The organism is Photobacterium marinum, from assembly GCF_000331515.1.
In the GTDB taxonomy this organism is placed as follows: Bacteria; Pseudomonadota; Gammaproteobacteria; order Enterobacterales; family Vibrionaceae; genus Photobacterium; species Photobacterium marinum.
Genome location: NZ_AMZO01000016.1, coordinates 141,909 through 166,615 on the forward strand (window position 1 = coordinate 141,909; position 24,707 = coordinate 166,615).

Genomic DNA, 24,707 nt, shown 5'->3' on the forward strand with positions numbered 1-24,707 from the left:
TTTGATTCACTGATGCTGATCAGATTGAGCAGTGATTTTTTGCAACAGGTAAAGTCAGTATCCGACGGCGTTGGTTATCAGCGAAGCAAGCTGTTTGGCTTGTAATCCTCATGGGGCTGATGCGCAACCAATTCATCTATCAAAGAAGTGTGCGGCTTAATGGATCTTGTATTGCAGTCAACGTGAATCAATACCTGGTTTCATGTTACACCGAGTGTTCTGATCGACTGTCGAAAGCGTCTTGATGAAGTGACGATGTCTTATTGTAGCTTGGATGGACTAGTGTATACCTCGACAAGAATGCTTCAGGGGCCGCTTTTGATGGCTGTTACGTGGGAAAAATTTGTTTGGCCTAACTGCTTTTTATGGATCTTCCAGATGACTCTCTGACATTATTTGTTCGCTGTTATTTTTCCGCAAAATTACTACTTAGTTGGCAGCAATTTGGTTGTCATTCACACAGTTTAACTCCGGTCATGACTGGGCTTCGATACGAAGTTATCGACCGTTACAGTGATAATGACTTATTGCTTGAGAGATCTATGTCACCACAGGCTAGAGCCCAAAATCCCACTTTGCCGAAAAGGAAACACCGAACTTTTTTGCGTTCGGTGTTACATGTACATTGCCGTTATCCACTCTGATATAAGCGTTAGTATTTATCTGAATGGCATTGGATGATTGTTCATCAGCTGTTTTAGTGAATTCATCAGGTTATTTATCGTATGGCAGACTATTTCACAATACTCAGAATCTGTTTGAAGCGATCACCCTCAGCTACTGCCTGTAATTCAAACAGGATCATCTCTGTACAAGACAGCTCTGCACCAGCTTGTTGCATTTTATTTAATGCAACTTCACGGTTGAGAGGGTGGCGGGATGAAACCGCATCACTGATGACTTCTACATGATAGCCAGCATCCAGCATTTGTCTTACGGTTTGGTAAACACAGATATGTGCTTCAATACCAGCGACAATGACATTCTTACAACCCGTGGCTTCAAGCGCTGAAATAAATTCTTCAGAACGGTAGCAGCTGAAGCTGTTTTTGGTGATAGGTTGCTGATCCTGAAGGCTATCAGCAATTTGTGGAATTGTCGGGCCGAGCTTATGAGGGATCTGTTCTACCCATACAACAGGCAATTCAAGAATCTTTGCTCCTTTCACCAGTGTCTCAAGGTTTTGAAACAGGGCATCTTTCTGGTCCATGATTTGTGCAAGTTTGCCCTGGACATCAATAATTACCAGGGCGGTATTTGCTGCATCAAGCATTTGCTATGTCCTTTGTTCGTGATAACGAAATTGGCCGGGCTATACGCGGCATCTTGCATAACAGGTTACCAGAACAACCGCTGTTTTTCTTTTATAATCATCATTTAATCTCTTTGTTTAAAGCCGGAATATTCAATACCTGCCAGACGAGCCATATCATGATTCCAGGTGGCTAAATCGTCTTTATTGAATTGATTCAGGTGCGAGTGACCACATGCTCGAGCCATTACTTGCATGAGTTCAGTTGAAGCGGTGAGAAAGTTTGCCAGCTGTTTTGCTGCTTTTCCCGGATTAAGTTTTTGTCGTAGATCTTTGTTTTGGGTTGCTATACCGGCAGGGCAGTTATTGGTGTTACAGATCCTGGCTGCAACACAACCGATCGACTGCATTGCACTGTTGGCGATAGCAATGCCGTCGGCTCCTAAAGCCAAGGCTTTTACAAAATCGGTTGGGGTGCGTAGGCCTCCGGTGATAATTAAAGTCACATCGTCAGAGACACCTTGTTTATCGAGGAAGTACCGGGCGCGAGCAAGAGCCGGAATCGTCGGCACACTGATATGATCGCGGAAAATCTGTGGTGCGGCACCGGTTCCGCCACCTCGGCCGTCGAGGATGATGTAATCAGCACCTGCTTCAAGAGCAAAACTCATATCACGTTCTATATGGTTGGCGCTGAGTTTGAAGCCGATCGGTATGCCGCCGGTTATTTCCCGAACATGATTGGCAAAATCAGCAAAATCTTTCACCGTCTTTAAATCAGTGAAGGTAGGGGGGGAAATAGCATCCGTTTCGGGTTTCAGACAACGGGTCTCGGCAATTTTGTCGATATTTTTACTGGCAGGAAGGTGCCCGCCGGTTCCTGTTTTCGCTCCCTGGCCGCCTTTAAAGTGAAATGCCTGAACTTTATATAGTAATTCCTCGCGGTAGCCAAATTTGGCACTGGCAAGTTCATAGAAGTATTTGCTGTTTGCCTGCTGCTCTTCAGTGAGCATGCCACCTTCACCTGAGCAGATCCCTGTGCCGGTCATATCCGCACCCATTGCCAATGCTATTTTAGCTTCTTCGGATAAGGCGCCGAAACTCATGTCAGAGACAAACAATGGAATATCCAATACTAAAGGTTTTCTGGCCTTAGGGCCGATCACTAACTCTTTTCCAACTTTGGCATTTTCCAGCAGCGGGCGAGTAGCCATTTGGGCGACCATAATTTGAATGTCATCCCAGTCTGGTAACTGGTAGCGGGGGACTCCCATTGCAGTCATTGGACCGTGGTGTCCCATCTGTGACAGACCTTCTCTTGCTAATTGGTGAATGAAAGCAACGGTTGGTTCTTCTTTGGTCGGAGTGGCAATCGGCATTTCATTTGCTGAGTTCTCAGTTGAGGAGGCTGATATACCGGGTCCTTCTTTGCCTACATCTTCTGCTGCAAATTGTTTGTGTGTACCGTCGCAAAATGGTGCATTGCCTGTGTGTTTGCACGCACAGAGATAAGCGTCTCCGGAGTTTTTGGCTTTAAAAGCTTTAGGGCTAAAACCAGTACCTTTGTGTGAACCATCACAAAAAGGTTGTTTTGAAGAGCGTCCACAGCTGCAGAAGTAGTATTCCTTATCTTGTTCTAGACTGACTTTTATAGGCTGATTGTTGGCAATAATCGGCTTAGTCATTGCTTAACTCCTTGCTCCGGTAATATTGTGCTTTGTTATTTTGTCTTTGTTGAATGAGTATGGGAGAGGATTGCTGAATTTCCAGCTGTCGGTATCGCTATAGAGCTATAGATACGCTATTGAAAAAATGCGAGGAGTGGCAGAGCTTTTGGCTTTGTTGCAGCCTTTTACAGTTTGTATGTTCGAAACGCTTTACAGGAACATCAAATCACGGAACAATGGTCGGGAATTAACTTTTAAGTAACTTTTGACGAGATTATGGCAGAAAAGAAAGCGAACCCGTTTACTGATTTGATTTTCAACGTAATTGTTCCTTCTGTTGTACTCATGAAAATGAGTGGTGAGGATCAGTTGGGCTCCGTCGGTGCCTTAGTTATCGCTCTGGCATTTCCGGTTGTATTCGGCGGTTATGAATTAATTAAGTTCAAGAAATTCAATTTTATTTCATTATTGGGTTTTGTCAGCGTGTTGCTAACTGGTGGGATAGGCTTGCTGGAACTGGACACTAAGTGGCTGGCTGTAAAAGAAGCGCTTATTCCGGGCTTAATCGGTCTTGCTGTATTCATCTCGACCTTTACTAAGTATCCGGTTGTAACCAAGTTGCTGTTTAATGATTCTGTGTTGAATTTGACGCTGATTAAACAGAAGCTGAGCGAAAACGGCAGACAGCCGGATTTCGATAAGTGTCTGATGCGTTCTAATTACCTGTTTGCGAGCACTTTCGTGTTCTCATCTGTAATGAACTATGTGCTGGCAAAAATGATTGTGACCAGTCCGTCTGGTTCTCAGGCGTTTAATGAAGAACTGGGTCAGCTAACTTTGATGAGTTACCCGATGATTGCGATTCCATCCATGTTGATGATGATGGGGATTTTCTACTTTGTATGGCGTCAAATTCGTCAGATGACTCAGTTGGAAACTGCGCAGATTTTTAAGATGCAGTAACCGCACGTTTTATACTCATCTCTTGATTAGATTAAATGCCAGCCGAATGTTGCTGGCATTTTTATTTGCGCTTGCTACTTGCTGCGATTTATCGCAAACTTTGCGCGATTTATTCATAGTTAGATTAGGGTTGCTATCATGGCTTCAACAGCAGCAGCGCTTCACATTCTGGTGAAGCACAAAGAACAAGCAGACGATATTCTTAAGCAATTGAAGAAAGGCGCTAAATTCCAGACGCTTGCTAAGAAATACTCAACTTGCCCCTCCGGCAAACGTGGTGGCGATCTGGGCGAGTTCCGCAAAGGTGCTATGGTTCCTGCTTTCGACAAAGCCGTGTTTACAGGCAAGGTGCTTGAGCCAATCGGTCCGGTAAAAACCAAGTTTGGTTACCACATCATTAAGGTGTTGTACCGTACGTGATGGTTAGAGCCTGCATAGATATTGTAAGCTGACTAATGTGCGTCTTAAACATTATCTTCGCGCCAAATGCTGAAATAGTGCATTGCAATGAGCACGTTACTAAGGTGCTTTACCGCACCTAATCTGATTTCAAAGCAGAAGATAATAAGAAGGACATCATTGGATGTCCTTTTTTGTGTCTGGCGTAACAACCGTTTTAAACGGAACCGTTATTTCAGCGGAAAAACTATCTCAGTGGAACAACTATCTTATTACTGCGTGTATCAGTTTTCGCCAGAATTGTTGGATAAAAATGCTTCAGAGCCAACAGAGAACATGAGCTGAATGCAAAACACAGGCATATGATTTCGCTGTACTCGCGAGCGTTTGACGGTGTAAATATCAGCAGCAGCCCCAAAGCCACACCCAGCAGGTTAAGGCTAAATAGCATAGGAAAGGCTAGTCTGAAGAAAGCCTGAAATGTGAAGAAGAAGCTGAACAGTCCATGTCTAATTTTGTTCATCACGTCACCTTAAAGAAGTAAAGCCTTTATATAAGAGTAATCATCAATTGCGTGATGGCAAATTAGTTGGAGTTTTTGATACCTCCGGCCTGTATCTAGCCGGAGGTGTATGGGTTATTTGCACTGGGGATTGGAACTGATGTGCAGGAAGTCTTTGCAAGGTGCTATTGTGTCGAATTCAGGAAAGTTGGATGCCTCATTTCCCTGCTTGTTAAACCAGTAGAAACCGGCTTCTGCGGAGTACCATAGGTACAGGCCATCCTGTCGGTAAAGCATATAGCTTTCATATCCGATTGTCTGGCGGTAAACGTTATCGAACCTAGTTTCCATTTGGCTTGGAAGCTGGATGTTCATAGCCTTTAATTCTTCTTTGGATTTGATCCAGTAGAAATATTCAGGCTTTGTCGTCGTCATCGCCAGAAAGGGCACAATTGTGGTCTCTTTCAGCCTGAACTCGCCCCCTTTGAATGAAATTGGAACAAACTGTTTCTGTTTTTGGTTCATCCGATAAGTGATCCCAGTGAAGTTCCAGTAGTTTTGTTCTTTTTTATGGACGAAATACTGAGATAAGTTAGGGGATACCTGTCCGTTTTCCAGATAGAGATTGTACGATTTCGCAGACGATGTAATGGCGATGTCGTCGTTAAATACAGACATACAACCAATAGACAATGATTCTTCAGTCATCAGTGGCCAGAAAGATGCTAGTTCAAGATGGCTGAATCTCAGTGCTCGGGCTGAGTTAGGGTCACAAACGTTTTGTTCGTTCTTTTCACAAAAGGCTATGGAGTAATAGTTTTCGGTTTTGGCAATGAAAAACAGATTGTCATGGAATTTCTTCGGAGACAGGTGTTGCTCCGTACGGTTTAGAAGAAAATCCAGATCTTTTTGATTTTGTGCCAATAACACTATGGTGTTGTTATTGTTTTTGTCTGCTACTTCGTAAAAGAAATCTTTAGGTTTAACGGTGAAATACAGCACTGTAGCTAACGTTAACAATATACATCCGGCAGAAAGAGCCGCTATTTTACGATTATTGTTCTTAGTCTTCCGGCATTCAGGGAGGAGCTTTGTTTCTGGAGTGTTTGCTGGCTCTGGCTCTTCATAGGGGGTTATTTTAATGATGTATCCCAGCTTAGGGATCAATTCAATAATTTGTCCTTTTTCTTCCTCTTTCAGCTTAATTCTGAGGTTCCTGATTGTTTGAAATAACGAGGTTTTAGTTACATTTTTGCGAACCCAGCCTGCTGCGAGTAAATCAGGTTTAGAGACCATGCGAGGAGAGTTGATAACAAGAGTATAGAGAACCTCTCGTTCAGCCCGGTTCAAATCGATGTGACGGTTTTTGTATGTCAGGCGCTTGGTTGAGCAGTCAAAAACTATAGCTTTCCCCAGCTGGACTTTTTGTGCGGTGTCTTGATGATCGGACATGCTCTGGTTGCTCAGATGAAAGTGACTTTGTTTAAATTATATTTAGTAGGGTTATGGTAACTGATTGATTTATTTATTATCGTTAATTTTACGTCTGAATACTGCCATACATCATGCGGATAAGCCAGACAGGAATAACTATAAAACTCACTATATTTCAGTCCAGTATAAACATTTAGTGCAATTTTAGGATTTGTTTTCATTTTTCATAATTTTCCAACCATAAAAAATCTTCAATATGGTCATTTTTGCGACAAGGGCGTCTGGCGTTGATACCTATACTGACCTATGTGCTCACTGATGATAGATAGAAAAACCAAAGTTTGTGAGCTGCTGCATTTGGGGGGGGGGTATGGATATAAAGACAATGCGGAACGCAATTTTTGCGTCAATGCTTGCTGTAGGCACAACGATTTTAAGCCAATTCTCTTATGCGACAGAGAAAGAGCAACCACCGACGATGACCAGTCGGATTTCTCAAGAAGTTTATCAGGCTATTTCAGATTTAATGAGGCTGGCTAATGATGTAAGAGGGGATAAGTTAGGTAAACAGGATTTCTCACAAGCCAAATCATCTCAGGCATTATCGAACAGCTACAGCGGCTTAAATGGTAATGAAATGGCTTTGCGTGCCAGTGATCTTCGTTATGCGGCTAAGCAAAAATCCTGGCCATCCGGGAACTCTCAGGTATCTGAACTTATGTTATACCAAGACGGATTTCTAGGCGATCAGAACTATTCTCGTCTTGGGGCATATGTTCGTTTTGATTCTAATACTTATGTCACGAAAACTAATGACAGGGCTTACCTCTCCAAGGAGATTAATCAGAAACTGGACGGGTATTCGATTACTTTAGGTGGTGATTACTTGTTTAATGAGCACTATTTATTTGGTGTTGCATTGGGTTTACCATTTGATGAAAACCATAATGAAAGTACTGAAAGTGAAATAGATGGCTTGGTGGCTTCTGGTTATTTCAGCTATTTTCGTGATGACTGGTTTGTTGACTTTACTGCCAGTTATGCGCTGATGGATACAGATATTGAGCGTCGTATTCGTCACTACAGTGATAGTGTATTTAACAATTCGAGCGAAGTGGATTCTGATATTTGGGTTTTCTCCTTGGGTGGTGGTTATGTCCTCGATTTTAACTATCTGAATATTGCGTTTGAAAGCAGTATTCAACACACTCTTTCTGATACAGAACGCTACAGTGAACGACCGTCTAAGGGGATCTCAAATTATCTGATCTCCAAAGTTGATGATATAAACGAGCTGCAGTCAACGATGGTGATTGCCGGTGTCAGTGCATCGCATCCGGTGCGAACTACCCTCGGAGTTTTCCAACCTTATGTTCGCGGATTTTTGCATTATGATATTGACGGTGGTTCAGAACGAATTATTAGCCAGTTAAAGTCTGATAACTCCGGTAGTGTGTTGCCGATTATCGTAAACACTAATGACGCAGTTTACGGTCGTGTTCACCTCGGTTTGTCTGGCGCGTTCAATCGAGATTGGCATGGCTATGCTGAGGCAAGTACATTAGTGGGGCTTGATGACCTATCTGCTTATACCTTTACCTTAGGTGTTAGTATCGCGCTTGATTAGATTAGGCCGAAAGATTCATTTTTCTGAGATGTTATAACGAAGGAATAGATCTCTTCAAGCGGTCGGTACTGCGAGCATTGGAGCTAAAGTACAACTCAAGTTCTAACATAATTCCTGGATTAATTTTGTAGTTAAATTGTTCCTGGAAATCAAACTCAGAGGTTGCTGTTAAGTAGAGCCATTTTTTGTAAAGGCGATGCTTCCAGCCGATGGACACCCACGAGTTGGTTACAGAATAGTTCGGTCTTGAATCTGCGCTGACACCAATAGAGTATTGTAGAAGGTTATCCTGATTGACTCGGTCGAATATTTCTGCTTGTTGAACGACTTCCCAATTATTATCGGTATCAAGATACTGGGCATTTAGGCTTAGTTTGAGAATAGTGGATGGAGCTTGGCTGATAGCATGATAAAAGTTGAATGACGTTATAGCTCCCGGGCCTTTGGATTTATAATAAAATACTTCTTGTTTTGTCAGGCTGGTCCATTCATAGCTTAACTGATCTGTACGATAAACCTCTATTCGGGTGAAGGGATCTATGGGGAACCTGAGTTTGAGCCCTAAATCAAAGTTGGTCTTCCACTCTCCCCATTTTCTTCCCTGGAGGCGAACGCCACCAACAGCGCCACTTAGGCTGTTACTGCTGTTGGCGCTGATCCCACGTTCCTTGTCTTCCAGACGATCAAAGTCATCGGGATCACTTTCAAAGATCAATTTCCAATTTTTCTTTGTGTGTGGTAGATCCAGCTTGAAATAGACGCTACCGTCAGGATCAAAATTCTCTCGATGTGAGTAGCGGCTTTTTAGTTTAAGCCTGAGATAACTTCGGTTGTTCATAGGCTCTTCATCGTCTTTCTTGCCAACAAAGTGATCAAAAGAGCTGCTGTAATCATGAATACTATCAGCGATTGTCAATTGCGTATCATCAATCCAGCTAATAATGTCATTCTCTTCTTCGATCTCTTCAACATGGCTTACCTTTGAAGATGGAACTGCATTTTCAGATACAGGTGCTGCGAACAGATGGTGGGGAGATGAAATACCTACGATAAGTAATGATAATTCAACTGCAAAATCAATACGTTTGACTGTTAGTTTTGATGTGGTGACGGGATAGTTATCCAGTGCTTGCTTATAATTATTGCGGTTATAATCCATCATAACACCATGATTTGACAACTGTTTTAATTATAGTCGCTTTATTTGTTGAAAGCCGAAATGTATGAAGTTTCATGTTTTTCGGGATCTTGGTCTAAAAAAATGGCGGCAGTCAGTTTATTAATAAAAATTTAATCGTGATGTCATGGCAGCTAATCTGTTATTAAACATAACCTTAGTGTTTAGTAAGGTAGGATTTTGTTACTTTTTTGAAGTATAAGTGAGTAATTTATCGTCTACAATTGATACTGTTAGATAATCTGGACAATCCGGCAAAGAAAATTATGGAGCGATGGAATTATGGACAGTTCAGACATTGATGGAGTTAATCACGGTCTTCCAATGAATGTTAATAATATTGTTGAGTCTTTAGATGACTTGCATTTATCTATGCCCACAATGGAAGAATGTCGTTCAATATTTGATGACAATACAAAAAATTATATAGGTCCGATGGATCAACTTAGTGTTGAAGGAATAACAAATAACTTTGAAAAGCAATTTGCCAGAGTCAAAAGAGCAGGGCGGGTGTTATATCATTTAGATTCGGAACAAATAATTTTAAAATATCAGCAGTAGAGATTGCAACTTATACTTCAATTATTAACGTGTCTTAACGTTAAGCGATAGTTATGTTGTTTGCATAACTATCGCTTTTAAAAAATATAATATTATTTTTTGAGATCAAGATCGCAAAAAGAAGGTGGTGTTTTATCATTTTCATGAGCTCTAACATTAATTCTTATTTAAAGTCCTTATAAAACAGCGGCTCACGATGATTTTCATTTATTCTCATTAGTGATATTGATTTTCTGTGAATTCTAAAATTATTGGCTAAACTTTAGATATTTCAACCTTGTGCATTGTGTCGCAATTAATATTGGAGCTAATAGTTATGTTGAGTTCAGATGTGGATGGCGTTAAGCGTGATATTTCGACAAAAGTAAATGATATTTTTGATTCGTATGAGCGAGACCATAATTGTTTGCCGACAATGGAAGAATTCAGGACGTTATTTGATAACTATGCAGAGCAATATATTGGTTCTGATAACAGACGAAACGCTGCCAATAAAAAGCATGAGCAGAGTATACGAGATAAAAGAGAGATGGTTATATGGCAGGTTGCCAGTGAACTGGAAGCCGAGCAGCGTTATTTAAGAGCTGATTAATTCGTACTTAAAATTTGGTTGCTACTATCTCATAGCCCTTTGGCGATAATTGGAAGCAGTTCTGGTTGTCGTCTTTTTTTATTGTCTTATTTTATCTTTGCTTGTAATGCTGTGATTTTAACGCCAACGAAGTTCGTGAAGTTGGCTGTTTTCCTATTTTTTCAGTTATCATCCATCCGGCTGATGCGATTTTGTCTAAATCAACCCCCGTTTTTATTCCCAGCCCTTGGCAGAGATAGATGACATCTTCAGTGGCCACATTTCCGCTGGCTCCTTCAGCATAGGGGCACCCGCCGAGACCGGCGGTACTACTGTCGATGACGTGAATTCCCATCGTTAGAGCCTGGTAAATATTAGTTAGTGCCTGTCCCCAGGTGTCATGAAAATGTACCGCCAGGTTTTCCAGCGCCACCTGACTGGCGACAGCTTCTATCATTCTGGCGATACGTAGTGGTGTGCCTGTTCCAATGGTGTCGCCAAGGGATATCTGGTAACAGCCTAAACCGGTCAGTGCCTTAGCAATATTAGCAACTTGTTGTGGTGGTGTCGGACCATCATAGGGGCAATCAGCAACACAGGAGAGGTATCCCCGAACTGGAATTTGATGTTTTTGTGCCAGCAACATAATTGGTTCGAAACGTTTCAGACTTTCTGAAATTGAGCAGTTGATATTGTGCTGGCTGAAGCCTTCAGACGATGAGCCAAAGATAGCAATTTCCTCAGCACCGGCGGCAAGGGCAAGCTCAAAGCCTCGAATGTTAGGGGTTAGAGCAGAATAGATAACGCCAGGTTGTTTTTGAATTTGTTGCATTACTTCCATAGAGTCTGCCATTTGAGGTACCCATTTCGGGGAGACAAATGAGCCCGCCTCTATGTGACGTAATCCGCTTTGGGAAAGCCGGTTGATAAATTCTATTTTGTTTTCTGTACTGACGTGGGCTTCATTCTGGAGTCCGTCTCGGGCTCCGACTTCAAAAATAGTCACTTTTTCCGGAAGTGTGGCCATTTGAAACTCCTTTTTCGTCGGGACTATCAGTTTTCTTATTTTCCTATTTGAAACTGACTAACTGCTCACCATGTTCAACCTGATCGCCAGGCTGGAAATGAATATTGGTTACGGTTCCTGCATACGGCGCCCTGACTGTATATTCCATTTTCATTGCCTCAATAACCAGCAGAGGTTGTTCTTCATCTACGGTGTCGCCGGGCTGACAAAGCAAGGTGCTGACAATACCGTTTAGAGGAGCGACTGCCTGATTATTTTCTTCTTTACTGTGCTGGTAATCAGCCTGATGACCAAATGTGAATACGTCATGCCAGTGGTCATGATAGATGTGGAGGCGGTTTTGACAGTAAACGGCGCTGAAATGACAGGAGCACCCGTTTACTTCAATCTGAAAGTCGTTAATTCCTGAGTTATGTGGATTTTCAGTTGTCGATAAAAGATGGATATCCAGACTTGCGGCTGACTCAGGCTCGTTATTTGTTGCTATCTTTTTGATCTTTGTTTTTAGCGAGCAAGACGTTTTATCTTCCAGATGCTGGAAACTCAGCTTATAGCAATCGCCCTTATCTGTATTTATGATGCTATCTGAATACGGCTCCTGATTGAGTCGCCAGCCATATAAGTCGGGAAATGGTTGGGAGTGACGACTTTGTTCGATTTCGGCAACGGCCGCAAACAATACAAGCTTTGGGATCTTGGCGGCTGATGGTTTACCGGTTTGTCCTGTTTTAAATAGTGGTGGAGCAATGCACTCTAACTCTGCTTTATATTGGTCAATGAAATGCGTATTGAGCTGAGTTTTTTTAAACTCCGGATGCTGAATTACTCTTTGTAAGTAGGGAATATTGGTTTCCGGGCCAATCAGACGATAATCAGAAAGTGTTGATGACAGCTCATGAGTAGCCCGCTCTCTGTCCTCCGCCCAAACGATGAGTTTTGCCAGAATAGGATCATAATATGAGGTGACGCTGTCACCTTGTCTGATGCCGGAATCAAGTCGGATACAGATTTGATCGTTCTGATAGGTCAGGGGCTCCTGAAGAAAATGGATTTGCCCGGAGGATGGAATGAAATTTTGCTCCGGATCTTCAGCATAGATTCGGACTTCAATTGCATGGCCGCGGTGAATTATATCTTCCTGCTTAAGCGACAAGGTTGAACCTTCTGCGATTTTTATTTGCCATTCAACTAGATCTTGCCTCGTGATTAACTCGGTAACCGGGTGTTCAACCTGCAGGCGGGTGTTCATTTCCATGAAATAAAATTGCTCATTACTGTCGAGAAGAAACTCAACAGTCCCTGCTCCTACATAGCCAATCGCTTTGGCGGCATCAACGGCGGCTTGTCCCATCGCTTGGCGTAGCTCGGCAGACAGCCCTGGAGCCGGGGCTTCTTCAACAATCTTTTGATGGCGGCGCTGAATTGAACAATCCCGATCGGAAAGATAGATAGTATTGCCTGCCTGATCGGCAAAAACCTGAATTTCAATATGCCTCGGTTGTGTTAAATACTTTTCAATCAGCAGATGGTCATCGCCGAAAGCGGCTTTTGATTCGCGCTTGGCTCCGGCAATAGCTTCCGGCATCTCTGGGGCTGAATTGACAATTCGCATGCCTTTACCGCCGCCGCCAAGAGCAGCCTTGAGTATGACCGGATAACTGATCTGACCGGCAATATCGAGTAATTTCTCCGTTGAGTTATCTGCGCCGTGATAGCCGGGAATCAGCGGCACATTGGCTTTTTCCATTATGGCTTTGGCTTCAGATTTTGAACTCATTGCCAGCATGGCTTCGGCTGTCGGGCCTATGAAGATGATGTCATTGGATTGGCATGCTTCAGCAAATCGGGCATTTTCAGAAAGAAAACCATAGCCGGGATGGATGGCTTCTGCACCAGCCTGTTTTGCTGCTTCAATAATCTTCGGGATGTTGAGGTAAGAATCTTGTGCCGGGGCTTTACCAATCAGAATGGCTTCATCCGCCATTGCTACATGCTTTGCCTTTTTGTCGACATCGGAGTAGACCGCTATGGTGGTTATGCCCATTTTTTTTGCTGTTGAAATGATACGACAGGCGATTTCACCTCTGTTTGCGACCATCAGTCGCTGAATTTTTTTTCCTGCTGATTCATTCATGTCTTGTGCTCCATGCTGGTGGTCGTTTGGCAAAAAATGCTTTCAGACCTTCCTGACCATTGGGTGAAACTCGAATATCAGCAATAAGGCCACTGGTGGTTTCTCTCAGCTCTTCGTCTATTTCTCTGTTATGGCACAACTGGCACAAGGCTTTGGCCTGAGTCAGTGCCTCGGGACTGTTATGAAGTAGTTGCTCGATAAGATGCGATAATAATCTGTCCGTTTCCTCATAGTGGCTCCGAACTTCATGAATGATCCCGAGCTTGCGGGCGGTGGCAGCGTTGAAACGTTCTGCAGTCAGCATATAACGCCGAGCCTGGCGCAGGCCTATTGCCCGACAGATATAGGGGCCGATGGTGGCTGGAATCAGACCAAGCCGCACCTCACTGAGACAGAAATGACTTTCTGCACTGGCAATGGCGATATCACAGCAGCAGATGAGACCCAAGGCGCCGCCATAAGCGCTGCCATGAACCTGGGCAATGGTCGGGGCTGGAAAGGTGTCGAGTTCGGCCAGCAAGTTCGCCAGTTGAGAAGCATCTTTATGATTCTCCTGAACTGACTTGTCTGCCATGGATTTCATCCAGTTAAGATCCGCGCCGGCGGAGAAGTGACGTCCTTTGCCGTTCAGAACCAGTATCCGGATATCTTTTCTTTCTTTTAGCAGCGAAAGGTAGTGGCTTAAGGTTTTAACAACGCTGGCATCAAAAGCGTTATGTTTATGGATTCTATTAAGCGTGAGAGTGGCAACACCAGAACCGGATACGGAGCAGAGGACATCGGCATCAAGTTCTGTATGCAGGTTGGTGTAACTTGATGTGGACTGGTTCATTGTTTGCTCCTTACTTTGCCTTATCGCATTAAGTTATGTGGAGTCACTTACATTCTGAAAATACCAAACTGGCTGTCAGGTATCGGTGCACGCAATGCCGCGGTTAATGCAAGGCCGACCACATCTCGGGTCTGGCGCGGGTCGATAATCCCGTCATCCCACAGGCGGGCACTGGCGTAATAAGGAGAGCCCTGAGTTTCATACATTTCATGGACTGGTTTTTTGAAAGCGTCCTCATCGGCTTGTGACCAGCTTTCTCCGTTACGTTCTTTAATGTCTCGGGTAACCTGAGCAAGAACCTCGGCAGCCTGTTCACCGCCCATAACGGAGATTCGAGCGTTGGGCCACATCCACATCATGGTTGGGTTATAGGCTCGGCCACACATGCCATAGTTACCGGCACCGTATGAACCGCCGACGATCACGGTAAATTTAGGAACATCGGCACAGGACACGGCCATCACCATTTTGGCTCCGTGTTTAGCGATTCCTTCAGCTTCGTATTTTTTCCCGACCATGAAGCCGGTAATGTTCTGGAGAAACAGCAGGGGGATTTTCCGCTTGGCGCACAGTTCTATGAAATGTGTACCTTTTTGAGCGGATTCTGAAAACAGAATGCCGTTATTGGCGACGATGCCGATTGAATGGCCATAAAGTCGAGCAAAACCACAGACCAGAGTTTCACTATATAAGGCTTTGAATTCGTCAAAATCGGAATCATCAATAATCCGGGCAATGACTTCTCTGATATCAATTGGTTTGTGCAAATCTGTGCCAACAATCCCGAACAGATCATCCTGTGGGTAACGAGGCGGTAATACCGGATGATCCGGTTTGTATGATTTCGAAAGGTGGCTACTGGTGATGGCCTTACGGGCCAGCTCCAGGGCATGGTGTTCGTCGTGGGCATAATAGTCGGCAACACCGGATGTTTTGCAATGGACATTGGCGCCGCCCAGTTCTTCTGCCGTGACAACCTCGCCTGTTGCTGCCTTTACCAGCGGCGGTCCGGCCAGAAAGATCGTACCTTGTTGCTTGACGATAATGGCGACATCGGCCATGGCTGGAACATAAGCACCGCCCGCGGTACATAATCCGAGTACGACCGCGATTTGCGGAATACCTTTGGCCGACATTCGGGCCTGATTAAAGAAGATACGCCCGAAATGGTCACGGTCGGGAAAAACTTCAGCCTGATGGGGAAGGTTAGCACCGCCGGAATCGACCAGATAGATGCAGGGCAGGTGGCAGCGTTCGGCGATTTCCTGAGCGCGAAGGTGTTTTTTCACAGTCAGGGGATAGTAGGTGCCACCTTTTACTGACGGGTCGTTGGCGATAATCATACATTCTATGCCTTCAATGTAGCCGATTCCTGCTACAACTCCGGCACAGGGAATAGGTTCGTCGTAGACTTCCCAAGCCGCAAACTGACCGATTTCGAGGAAAGGGCTTCCATTGTCCAGTACGGCATCAAGGCGTTCACGAACAGGAAGTTTGCCCTTGGCTTTTTGCCTTTCAACGGCTTTGTTTCCGCCTCCTTGCAGAATTTGGTGCGCTCTGGTTTGTAGCTCATCCACCAGCTCTGCCATATTCTGACTGTTCTGCTTAAACTGTGCTTCGCCCGGATGGATGTGAGTCTGAATAATCGCCATGGCTGTCCTTGCTTTGTTGGTTTTATTTGGATTCTTCAAACAGTTCCCGTCCGATCAGCATTCGGCGGATTTCAGATGTGCCAGCACCGATTTCATAAAGCTTTGCGTCCCGAAGCAGTCGTCCGGCCGGAAATTCGTTGATATAGCCATTACCTCCAAGTAACTGAATAGCATCCAGCGTCAGCTGGGTGGCGAGTTCAGCACTATAGAGGATCACTCCGGCGGCATCTTTACGGGTTGTCTCACCGCGGTCACAGGCTGCAGCGACGGTGTAGACATAAGCTCGGGCGGCGTTGGTTCGGGTATACATATCGGCAACTTTGGCCTGAACCAGCTCGAACTCGCCGATAGACTGGCCGAATTGTTTTCGGTCATGGATATAAGGAACGACCAGATCCAAACAAGCTCGCATGATGCCAAGTGGCCCGGCAGCAAGAACAACCCGCTCATAATCGAGGCCGCTCATCAGCACACTGATCCCTTTATTTAATTCACCGAGCAAGCTGCTCGCCGGGACTTCACAATTTTCAAATACCAGCTCACAGGTGTTCGAGCCACGCATTCCCAGCTTGTCGAGCTTTTGGGCGTGGCTGAATCCCTTCATGTCTTTTTCAATGATGAAAGCAGAGATGCCGTGAGAGCCTGCATCGGGATCGGTTTTGGCATAAACCACTATGGTGTCGGCATCGGGGCCGTTTGTGATCCACATTTTGCAGCCGTTGAGGATGAAGCGGTCGCCATGCGGTTCAGCTTTTAATTGCATGCTGATGACATCGGAACCCGAGTTCGGCTCGCTCATCGCAAGGGCACCGATTTTCTTTCCGCTGATCAAATCGGGGAGGTATTTCTTTTTCTGTTCGTCCGTGCCATTTCGGTAAATCTGGTTGACGCAGAGGTTAGAGTGAGCGCCATAGCTCAAGCCGACCGAGGCTGAAGCGCGGCTGATTTCTTCCATTGCAATGGCATGAGCTAGGTATCCCATACCGGCTCCGCCGTATTTTTCATCAACAGTGACCCCAAGCAGACCCATTTCGCCCATCAAGGGCCATAACTGGTTGGGAAACTGATTGTCTTGATCGATTTGGCCGGCTAGCGGGGCAATGTTTTCAGCGGCAAAACTGTTGACCTGTTCACGCAACATATCCATGGTTTCGCCGAGACCAAAATTAAGAGGGGAGAACAGATCTTTCATAGCATCTCCGATTCAGTAAAATGAAGAAGACGGGGTTTAATATTTGAAAACAGTCTAAGCGCTTTTTGGTTTAGAGAGCGCTTGTTGGCACCGGATTTTAGCTGTCTGTAATTCGTTCATTACCGCGTTTATATCGTCAAGCTGTTGTTGCAGAATAGCTTGTTTTTTATCAATGATTCTTAACATTTCGTGAAGCTGAGTCTGGCTCTGATCTGTGTCGTACAGCTCGAACAGTTCCTTGATTTCTGCCAGGGAAAACCCCAGCCGCTTGCCCCTTAAAATCAGCTTCAGTCTGACCTTATCTCTGTGCTGGTAGATTCGGATATTGCCACTTCTTGACGGATGTAGCAGACCAACATCTTCATAAAACCGAATGCTGCGGGTAGTAACATCGAACTCTTTTGATAATTCACTGATTTTAAATGTTTCCACTGTCCGGCACCCTCCTGAATAAGGGTATTAACCGATCGCATACCTGCATCAAGGCTGCTGACGGAAAGAAAATTTACGTTTTTCTAATTGATAGATTTATTTGTTTCTTAACGTTTACGTAAATGTTAGTGCTATGCTTACGAAAACGTCAAGAAATCGAAAATGCTCAAAATAAACAATGACTGACATTCGATTTCGCACATGTTGCTATCGTCAGAGAGAGGGCGGAGTGATGGACAAAAGCGTTTGGATAGTGGCTGCCCGCCGTACTGCTATGGGCAGCTTCCAAGGTCAGTTTTCTTCTTTAGCTGCACCGAAATTGGGGGCATTTGCCATCCGGGGCGTAATGGAAAGTGCCGGAGTGGCACCCGATCTCGTCGACGAAGTCTATATGGGCTGCGTTCTACCTGCTGGTTTGGGACAGGCTCCGGCCAGGCAAGCAGCTCTGGGCGCTGGGCTTCCTTCCTCAACAGGCTGTACCACCATTAATAAAGTATGCGGTTCCGGAATGAAATCAGTGATGCTGGCTCATGATTTGATTCAGGCCGGGACAGCAAGCACTGTGATTGCCGGTGGGATGGAAAGTATGTCCAATGCGCCTTATCTGCAAAAAGATGCCCGCAAAGGACTCCGCCTTGGCCACAGCTCTTTTTATGATCATATGTTTCTGGATGGATTACAGGATGCCTACGAAGGTCAACTGATGGGTTTTTACGCTCAGCAGATTGCCGATAGATATGAGTTTACCCGTGAAGAAATGGATAACTGGGCAGCACTCTCTGCTGAAAGGGCGGTAGCGGCTCAACTGACTGATGTTCATGATGATGAAATTGTTCCTGTTCGGCTGGAAGAGAGTAAACGCGCCGTCTCACTAATAGAACAGGATGAGCACCCGGGTGAAATTAAGATTGAAAAAATAGCGGCATTAAAACCGGCTTTTGCAAAAGAGGGAACGGTGACAGCGGCAAATTCGAGTGCAATTTCTGACGGTGCGGCTGCGCTACTGGTAATGGATGCTGAACTGGCAAAACAAAAGGGATTAGAGCCGCTGGCGATAATTCGCGGTCATACAACTCATGCCCGTCCACCTTATGAATTTACGATTGCCCCAGTTTATGCCATACAGCAGTTACTGGATAAGCTTAACTGGTCAGTAGCTGACGTTGATTTATGGGAAATTAATGAAGCGTTTGCCGTTGTTACTCAAATTGCTATACGGGAGCTGGGATTGGGTGAATCCAAGGTTAACATCCATGGAGGAGCCTGTGCACTTGGTCACCCAATTGGTGCAAGCGGAGCAAGGATTCTGGTGACTTTGATTCATGCATTAAGGCACCGAGCTTCTACTCTTGCCGCTGATTCCCTCAGCAGTGAGAGTCCTGCGCTTATGAAAGGAATCGCTGCATTATGCATCGGAGGCGGAGAAGCAACGGCTGTCGCTATTGAAGTGCCTGTTCTGTGACGGCGTCACGTTAATGAATGCAAGCATACGAATTTATTGAATGGAGGGCTCAGCGCCCGGAGGAGCAAACATGAGTCACCATGTTCCCGTCTATATCAACGGTGAATTTCGGCAGTCTTTTTCACTGGAATGGCTGGATGTCACCAATCCGGCAACCAATGCTGTTATTGCCCGATTGCCATGTTCAACTGAGGATGAAGTTGAAGAAGCCGTTGCCAGTGCGCGCGAGACTTTCAAAAGCTGGAAAGAAGTGCCGGTGCCTGAACGGGCCAGATTGATGCTGAACTATCAGCAGTTGCTCAAGGAGCATCATGATGAACTGGCTGAGTTGTTATCGAGTGAGACCGGGAAAATCATTGCCGATGCCAAAGGTGATGTCTGGCGCGGTATTGAAGTTGTTGAGCAGGCTGCCAATATTGCCAGCCTGATGATGGGAGAAACTGCTGAAAATATTGCAGCGGATATAGACTCATACTCGATTACCCAGCCATTAGGTGTTTGCTGCGGGATCACCCCGTTTAACTTTCCGGCCATGATCCCGTTGTGGATGTTTCCAATGGCGATAGCTGCGGGTAATACCTTCGTGCTGAAACCCTCTGATCAGGTGCCGCTGACTTCAATTCGTTTGGCTGAACTCTTTAAGCTGGCCGGTGCGCCTCCCGGTGTTTTGCAAATCGTTCACGGACAAAAAACGCAGGTTGATTACTTGCTGGCTCATCCTGATATTAGGGCTGTTTCATTTGTCGGTTCAGTCCCTGTTGCCCGCCATATTTACCAAACAGGTACTCATCACCTTAAACGGGTACAGGCGTTTGCCGGGGCCAAAAATCATTTGGTTGTAATGCCGGATGCCAACAAAGAGCAGGTGATCAGTAATCTTGTCGGTTCATCTGTCGGAGCCGCAGGTCAGCGCTGTATGGCGATATCTGTCGCTGTGTTTGTTGGTGGGGCAAAAGAGTGGATTGCTGATTTGAAAACCGAGATGGAAAAAGTCAGCCCCGGAGCCTGGAATGATGATAAAGCAGGATATGGCCCTTTGATCAGCAAGCAGGCTAAAGAGCGGGTGCTGGATTTGATTAAGGAAGGTAAAGCACAGGGTGCGAGATGTGAACTTGATGGTAGCCATTGCGAAGTAGACGGCTATCCGGATGGTAACTGGGTTGGGCCGACATTGTTCAGCGGTGTTCAAACTGATATGTCCATTTATCAGCAAGAAATTTTCGGGCCGGTTCTGGTTTGCCTTGAAGTGGATACTTTAGATGAGGCGATCGCTCTTGTTAACGCCAATCCTTACGGTAACGGCACTTCTGTTTTTACCGCCAGCGGGGCGGCAGCACGTAAATTCCAGCATGAAATTCAGGTCGGACAGGTCGGGATAAATGTGCCGATTCCTGTGCCGTTACCTTTCTTCTCGTTTACCGGCTGGCGCGGAAGTTTTTACGGCGATCTCCATGCCTATGGCAAACAGGCTGTTCGTTTTTATACCGAGACAAAGACCGTTACTTCTCGATGGTTTGAAGATGATATTCCGACCGGACCAAACCTGACTATCCATTTACGCTAGGTCAGAAGTACAGCTCTTATATGCTCTGATGTGTTGAGGGAGGACTGATGGATTTTGAACTTAATGAAGATCAGCGGGCATTTGCTGAAACAGCCCGTCAGTTCGCCCATGACCAGTTGGAACCGAATGCAGCTCAATGGGATGAAGCGCAGTCTTTCCCTAAAGACGTATTAAGGGAGGCTGGCGAGTTGGGCTTTCTTAGTCTTTATGTGCCGGAAGAAGACGGTGGTCTTGGTCTGAGCCGTTTGGATGCGTCGATTATATTTGAACAACTGGCGATGGGGTGCACTTCAACCACTGCATTCATGACCATACATAACATGGTGACATGGATGATTGCGTCTTTTGCTACTGAGTCGGCGAAAACGCACTTTTGCCCGAAATTACTGACTGGTGAATGGTTGGGATCCTATTGCCTGACTGAAGCAAATGCGGGGTCGGATGCGGCATCGTTAACAACCAGCGCGATCAGGCAGGGAAGCAACTATATTCTCAATGGTGCCAAGGCGTTTATTTCCGGAGCCGGTGAAACTGATGTGTTGCTGGTGATGGCGCGCTCTGGCGAGCCGGGCTCCGGTGGCATTTCTGCTTTTATTGTTCCGGCGGACGCTCAAGGAATCAGCTATGGTCGGAAAGAGCCCAAAATGGGCTGGAACAGTCAGCCGACTCGGGCTGTTACGTTTGAGAATGTTGCTGTTGCGGTTGAGAACCTTCTTGGTTATGAAGGTGAGGGCTTCAAAATTGCTATGAAAGGGCTGGATGGCGGCCGCATCAATATTGCGACTTGTTCATTGGGAACTGCTCAGCAAGCGCTGAATCAGGCGCGTCAGTATGTTACGGAACGCCAGCAATTCGGCCAGGCGTTGTCTCAGTTTCAGGCAGTGCAGTTTAAGTTGGCGGATATGGCAACGGAACTGGTTGCAGCCAGACAATTGGTTCGTTATGCCGCCAGTAAACTAGATCGTCAGGATATGGACAGAACGGCCTATTGCGCAATGGCAAAGCGCTTTGCAACAGATATTGGTTTCAGGATCTGCGATCAGGCACTGCAGCTATACGGCGGCTATGGCTATATCAAAGAGTACCCGCTGGAAAGGTATTTCCGTGATGTCAGGGTGCACCAGATTCTGGAAGGTACCAATGAAATTATGCGTTTGATCATCGCTAGGCGGGTATTGGCTGAAAGCCCTGAATTGGTTTGAACTGATTATAAATCAAGCCGTTATTTCTATGTCAGCCATTTAGTTAAGAAGGGGAAAGCTATGTCTGCAGAGACGTCTGATGACACTTCACTTCTGTTGGATATCGACAATCATGTGGCTGTTGTCACAATGAATAACCCTCCGGCGAATACCTGGACCGCAGAAAGCCTTGAGCAACTGAGAGCCATGGTTGAGAGCCTCAACGACAACAAAGATGTTTATGCCTTGGTGGTCACCGGACAGGGCGATAAGTTTTTCTCGGCTGGTGCGGATTTAAACCTGTTTGCGGATGGGGATAAAGCGATCGCTGTGGCGATGGCTCAAAGCTTTGGTCGTGCGTTTGAAACCCTGTCGGCATTCCGGGGCGTTTCTATTGCGGCAATTAACGGTTATGCCATGGGGGGCGGCCTTGAAGTGGCGCTGGCTTGTGATATTCGAATTGCTGAAGCCCATGCACAGATGGCTTTGCCTGAGGCCAAAGTGGGGTTGCTGCCCTGTGCTGGAGGTACGCAAAATCTGGCATGGCTTGTGGGTGAAGGCTGGGCCAAGCGGATGATCCTTTGTGGTGAAAGGCTTAATGCGTCACAAGCGCTTGAAATTGGTTTAATTGAAGATATGGTTGCCGTCGGTCACGGACTGGAACGGGCGAGAAAAATGGCTGAATCTGTGGCGAATCAGTCGCCGCCTGCTGTTGCGGCCTGTAAGCAGCTTATCCAGAACTGTCGCAGTGCTCCACTTCAACATGGATTACTTCAGGAGCGTGAGGCGTTTGTGAGGTTGTTTGATACCGAAGATCAGACAGAAGGTGTCAGGGCATTTCTGGAAAAGCGTCAACCGCAATGGAAAAACAAGTAAGGAAATGGGAAAAGTTGTTATGAGGATGAGCATGGGGATCTAAATAAGGAGTGGTCGCGCGGATATGACAGGTAAAGTAAATATAAGCGAGCTGGATTGCGTTGACGGGCACAAAATCGGGATTGCCGAACTTGATAATCCGGCGTCTTTGAATGCGCTAACACTCGATATGCTTAAGCAACTGAAAAGTAGCCTCGAAGACTGGGAAAAAGACGATTCAATTGCCTGCGTTTTTCTTCATGGTGTCGGTGAGAAAGCTTTCTGTGCCGGAGGTGATGTTCGCACTATGTATCACATGATGCAGGCATCATCAGAAAAGAGAAAGAACGGACAGGACGATGATTCGGCCCAAAACTTTCTGACTGAGTATTTTACCGTCGAATATAGTTGCGACTACCTCATTCATACCTATAGTAAGCCGCTGATTGTATGGGGAGAAGGGATAATTATGGGCGGTGGCATTGGCCTTTATATCGGCGCAAGTCACAGGGTTACAACGCCAAAGTCCCGAATGGCGATGCCTGAGATCAGCATCGGCTTATATCCCGATGTCGGTGGCACTTGGTTTCTTAATAAGCTTCCATCTGGGATTGGGTTGTTCCTCGGCCTTACCGGTGCACAGATCAATGCCAGTGATGCGCTTGATCTTAGGTTGACGGAACATCTTCTTCTTCCTGAACACAAGCAAGGCGTCATCGAAAAATTGCAGGGGCAATTGTGGAATAAAGCCGATCATTTCGAGCTGGTCAGTGAACTTCTGTCTGGGTTTGAAGACGCTGCATTATCACAACACCCGTCCAGTCAACTCATTCCTTACTTTGCCCAGATCCAGGCTGCTTGTGTTGCGGAAGATTTATCTCTTGTTTGTACACAAATAGCCGCAATTGATGGTATTGGACGTTGGCTGGAACAGGCAAAGAAAAACCTTGAAGAAGGCAGTCCGATTACTGCCTGTATTTGTTTTCGTCAATGTACTCAATATCACCTTTTATCATTGGAAGACTGTTTTCGGCTTGAGCTGGTATTGTCAGTGCGAAGTGGCTTGCTGGGTGAGTTTGAAGAAGGTGTGAGGGCGAGACTGATTGATAAATGTGGTCAGCCGAGCTGGATGTATAAACGGGTAGAGGATGTGGAACAGTCCGTGATAGACAGGCTTTTTACTTCGTTATGGGAGGATGAAAAGACTCATCCTTTGGCAAAGCTGGGGCTGCCGCGTAAGTAATAAGTCGTTGTTAACAAGAGGAACTGAGTCATGAGTGATATTGCTACAAGCACTATTGCGTTTATCGGGTTGGGAAATATGGGTAACCCGATGGCGAAGAACCTGTTAAAAGCCGGCTGTAAGGTCAGGGTGTTTGATATTAATACTGACGCAGCAAAACAGGTCGAAAGCGAAGGCGCGCATCTTTGTCTTTCCCTTGATGATGTTATTCAGGGAGCAGATACCGTCATTACCATGCTTCCTGCAGGCGAGCATGTTCGTGCTGTCTACCTTGGTGATCATCATGGCGGTGTTGGTTTGCTGAACATGGTCGCTGGTGGCACATTTCTTATTGATTCATCAACTATCGATCCTGAATCAGCACGTCTGGTTGCCGGAGAAGCGGAGAAAAAAGGATTTGAATTTGTTGATGCGCCGGTATCCGGTGGTGTAGCCGGCGCTCAGGCGGGGACTTTAACCTTTATTGTCGGCGGTACTGATTCAGCTTTCAGCAAAGCAGAGGGTGTACTGCAACATGTGGGGAAGAATATTTTTCATGCCGGTAAAGCTGGTGACGGCCAGATGGCCAAAATCTGCAATAACCTTCTTTTAGGTGTGTTGATGTCCGGAACTTGTGAAGCCATAAGCCTGGGGATTGATAATGGCCTCGACCCTGAAGTGCTATCCAACATTATGCTACAAAGCTCGGGGCGTAATTGGGCTCTGGAGCTCTACAATCCGTGTCCCAATGTGATGGAAAAAGTTCCTTCCAGTAATAACTACCAGCCTGGTTTTATGGCAAAACTGATGCTTAAAGATCTTGGTTTGGGTATAGATGCTGCATTACAAAGTCAGTCAGCTATTCCAATGGGTACATTGGCCCGAAACCTTTATGCCTTTCATAATACGAGAGGTAATGAATTGCGGGATTTCTCGAGTCTTTTTGAGTTCTATCGGGACAAAAAATAGCGTAAACAACAAGCATGTTTCTAATCCCTTTG

At 45.6% G+C, this 24,707-nt stretch carries 22 protein-coding genes; 11 read left to right on the plus strand and 11 right to left on the minus strand.

What is annotated here, in order from left to right:
- Positions 1-733 precede the first annotated feature (733 nt).
- Both C942_RS10730 and C942_RS10735 read right to left on the minus strand, forming a co-directional pair.
- Positions 734-1,273 carry a hydrolase gene (locus tag C942_RS10730; RefSeq protein WP_007465578.1) on the minus strand — a complete coding sequence of 180 codons (540 nt, stop codon included), beginning with the start codon at positions 1,271-1,273 and terminating at the stop codon, positions 734-736.
- Between the two features lie 104 nt (positions 1,274-1,377).
- Complete coding sequence (locus C942_RS10735) at positions 1,378-2,937, minus strand: glutamate synthase-related protein (RefSeq protein WP_007465580.1); 1,560 nt, start codon at positions 2,935-2,937, stop codon at positions 1,378-1,380.
- A gap of 258 nt (positions 2,938-3,195) precedes the next feature.
- Here C942_RS10735 and C942_RS10740 point away from each other — a divergent pair, with 258 nt between their 5' ends.
- A complete protein-coding gene (locus tag C942_RS10740) occupies positions 3,196-3,882 on the plus strand; it encodes a VC0807 family protein (protein ID WP_007465582.1) in 687 nt (228 codons plus the stop codon).
- Positions 3,883-4,020: 138 nt separating this feature from the next.
- Entirely contained in the window at positions 4,021-4,302 is a 282-nt protein-coding gene (gene ppiC, locus C942_RS10745) for a peptidylprolyl isomerase PpiC (RefSeq protein WP_007465584.1), read from the plus strand.
- 226 nt (positions 4,303-4,528) lie between these two features.
- Here ppiC and C942_RS10750 read toward each other — a convergent pair whose 3' ends face one another.
- Together C942_RS10750 and C942_RS10755 are read right to left on the minus strand one after the other, a co-directional pair.
- Complete coding sequence (locus C942_RS10750) at positions 4,529-4,804, minus strand: hypothetical protein (protein ID WP_036799641.1); 276 nt, start codon at positions 4,802-4,804, stop codon at positions 4,529-4,531.
- Between the two features lie 114 nt (positions 4,805-4,918).
- Positions 4,919-6,235 carry a winged helix-turn-helix domain-containing protein gene (locus C942_RS10755; RefSeq protein ID WP_007465588.1) on the minus strand — a complete coding sequence of 439 codons (1,317 nt, stop codon included), beginning with the start codon at positions 6,233-6,235 and terminating at the stop codon, positions 4,919-4,921.
- A gap of 352 nt (positions 6,236-6,587) precedes the next feature.
- Between C942_RS10755 and C942_RS10760 the strand changes: the two genes are divergently transcribed.
- Positions 6,588-7,844, plus strand: coding sequence for an autotransporter outer membrane beta-barrel domain-containing protein (locus tag C942_RS10760; protein ID WP_198287482.1), 1,257 nt, complete (start codon positions 6,588-6,590; stop codon positions 7,842-7,844).
- Between the two features lie 31 nt (positions 7,845-7,875).
- On the opposite strand, the gene C942_RS10765 is transcribed toward C942_RS10760, so the two are convergent.
- Positions 7,876-9,006, minus strand: coding sequence for a hypothetical protein (locus C942_RS10765; RefSeq protein WP_157372611.1), 1,131 nt, complete (start codon positions 9,004-9,006; stop codon positions 7,876-7,878).
- A 297-nt stretch (positions 9,007-9,303) separates the two neighbouring features.
- Here C942_RS10765 and C942_RS10770 point away from each other — a divergent pair, with 297 nt between their 5' ends.
- Both C942_RS10770 and C942_RS10775 read left to right on the plus strand, forming a co-directional pair.
- A complete protein-coding gene (locus C942_RS10770; RefSeq protein ID WP_036799643.1) occupies positions 9,304-9,582 on the plus strand; it encodes a hypothetical protein in 279 nt (92 codons plus the stop codon).
- Positions 9,583-9,898: 316 nt separating this feature from the next.
- On the plus strand, positions 9,899-10,174 hold the full coding sequence (locus tag C942_RS10775) for a hypothetical protein (RefSeq protein ID WP_007465593.1): 276 nt from the start codon (positions 9,899-9,901) through the stop codon (positions 10,172-10,174).
- 91 nt (positions 10,175-10,265) lie between these two features.
- Here C942_RS10775 and C942_RS10780 read toward each other — a convergent pair whose 3' ends face one another.
- The 6 genes from C942_RS10780 to C942_RS10805 are packed head-to-tail and all read right to left on the minus strand — an operon-like array spanning position 10,266 to position 17,422.
- Positions 10,266-11,180 carry a hydroxymethylglutaryl-CoA lyase gene (locus C942_RS10780; RefSeq protein ID WP_007465595.1) on the minus strand — a complete coding sequence of 305 codons (915 nt, stop codon included), beginning with the start codon at positions 11,178-11,180 and terminating at the stop codon, positions 10,266-10,268.
- A gap of 43 nt (positions 11,181-11,223) precedes the next feature.
- Positions 11,224-13,314, minus strand: coding sequence for an acetyl-CoA carboxylase biotin carboxylase subunit (locus C942_RS10785; RefSeq protein WP_007465597.1), 2,091 nt, complete (start codon positions 13,312-13,314; stop codon positions 11,224-11,226).
- Positions 13,307-14,146, minus strand: a complete 840-nt coding sequence (locus C942_RS10790; RefSeq protein ID WP_007465599.1) for an enoyl-CoA hydratase-related protein — start codon at positions 14,144-14,146, stop codon at positions 13,307-13,309. The genes C942_RS10785 and C942_RS10790 overlap by 8 nt, the downstream gene beginning before the upstream one ends.
- A 47-nt stretch (positions 14,147-14,193) precedes the next feature.
- Positions 14,194-15,798: a carboxyl transferase domain-containing protein gene (locus C942_RS10795; protein ID WP_007465601.1), complete on the minus strand. Its 1,605-nt coding sequence runs from the start codon at positions 15,796-15,798 to the stop codon at positions 14,194-14,196.
- Between the two features lie 22 nt (positions 15,799-15,820).
- Positions 15,821-16,990 carry an isovaleryl-CoA dehydrogenase gene (locus tag C942_RS10800; protein ID WP_007465603.1) on the minus strand — a complete coding sequence of 390 codons (1,170 nt, stop codon included), beginning with the start codon at positions 16,988-16,990 and terminating at the stop codon, positions 15,821-15,823.
- 54 nt (positions 16,991-17,044) lie between these two features.
- Positions 17,045-17,422 (minus strand): MerR family transcriptional regulator, encoded by a 378-nt coding sequence (locus C942_RS10805; RefSeq protein ID WP_007465606.1) that lies wholly within the window; start codon positions 17,420-17,422, stop codon positions 17,045-17,047.
- 232 nt (positions 17,423-17,654) lie between these two features.
- On the opposite strand from C942_RS10805, the gene C942_RS10810 reads away from it, so the two are divergent.
- From C942_RS10810 to mmsB, 6 genes are all read left to right on the plus strand, one after another.
- Entirely contained in the window at positions 17,655-18,884 is a 1,230-nt protein-coding gene (locus tag C942_RS10810) for a thiolase family protein (protein WP_036799645.1), read from the plus strand.
- Positions 18,885-18,954: 70 nt separating this feature from the next.
- A complete protein-coding gene (locus C942_RS10815; protein WP_007465608.1) occupies positions 18,955-20,448 on the plus strand; it encodes a CoA-acylating methylmalonate-semialdehyde dehydrogenase in 1,494 nt (497 codons plus the stop codon).
- A 47-nt stretch (positions 20,449-20,495) separates the two neighbouring features.
- Positions 20,496-21,650: an acyl-CoA dehydrogenase family protein gene (locus tag C942_RS10820; RefSeq protein WP_007465610.1), complete on the plus strand. Its 1,155-nt coding sequence runs from the start codon at positions 20,496-20,498 to the stop codon at positions 21,648-21,650.
- Positions 21,651-21,710: 60 nt separating this feature from the next.
- A complete protein-coding gene (locus C942_RS10825) occupies positions 21,711-22,505 on the plus strand; it encodes an enoyl-CoA hydratase (RefSeq protein ID WP_007465612.1) in 795 nt (264 codons plus the stop codon).
- A 64-nt stretch (positions 22,506-22,569) separates the two neighbouring features.
- Positions 22,570-23,727: an enoyl-CoA hydratase/isomerase family protein gene (locus C942_RS10830; protein WP_007465613.1), complete on the plus strand. Its 1,158-nt coding sequence runs from the start codon at positions 22,570-22,572 to the stop codon at positions 23,725-23,727.
- Positions 23,728-23,757: 30 nt separating this feature from the next.
- The gene (mmsB, locus tag C942_RS10835) at positions 23,758-24,675 is read left to right on the plus strand and encodes a 3-hydroxyisobutyrate dehydrogenase (RefSeq protein ID WP_007465614.1); all 918 of its coding nucleotides are present in this window, start codon (positions 23,758-23,760) and stop codon (positions 24,673-24,675) included.
- The last annotated feature ends 32 nt before the right edge of the window (positions 24,676-24,707 follow it).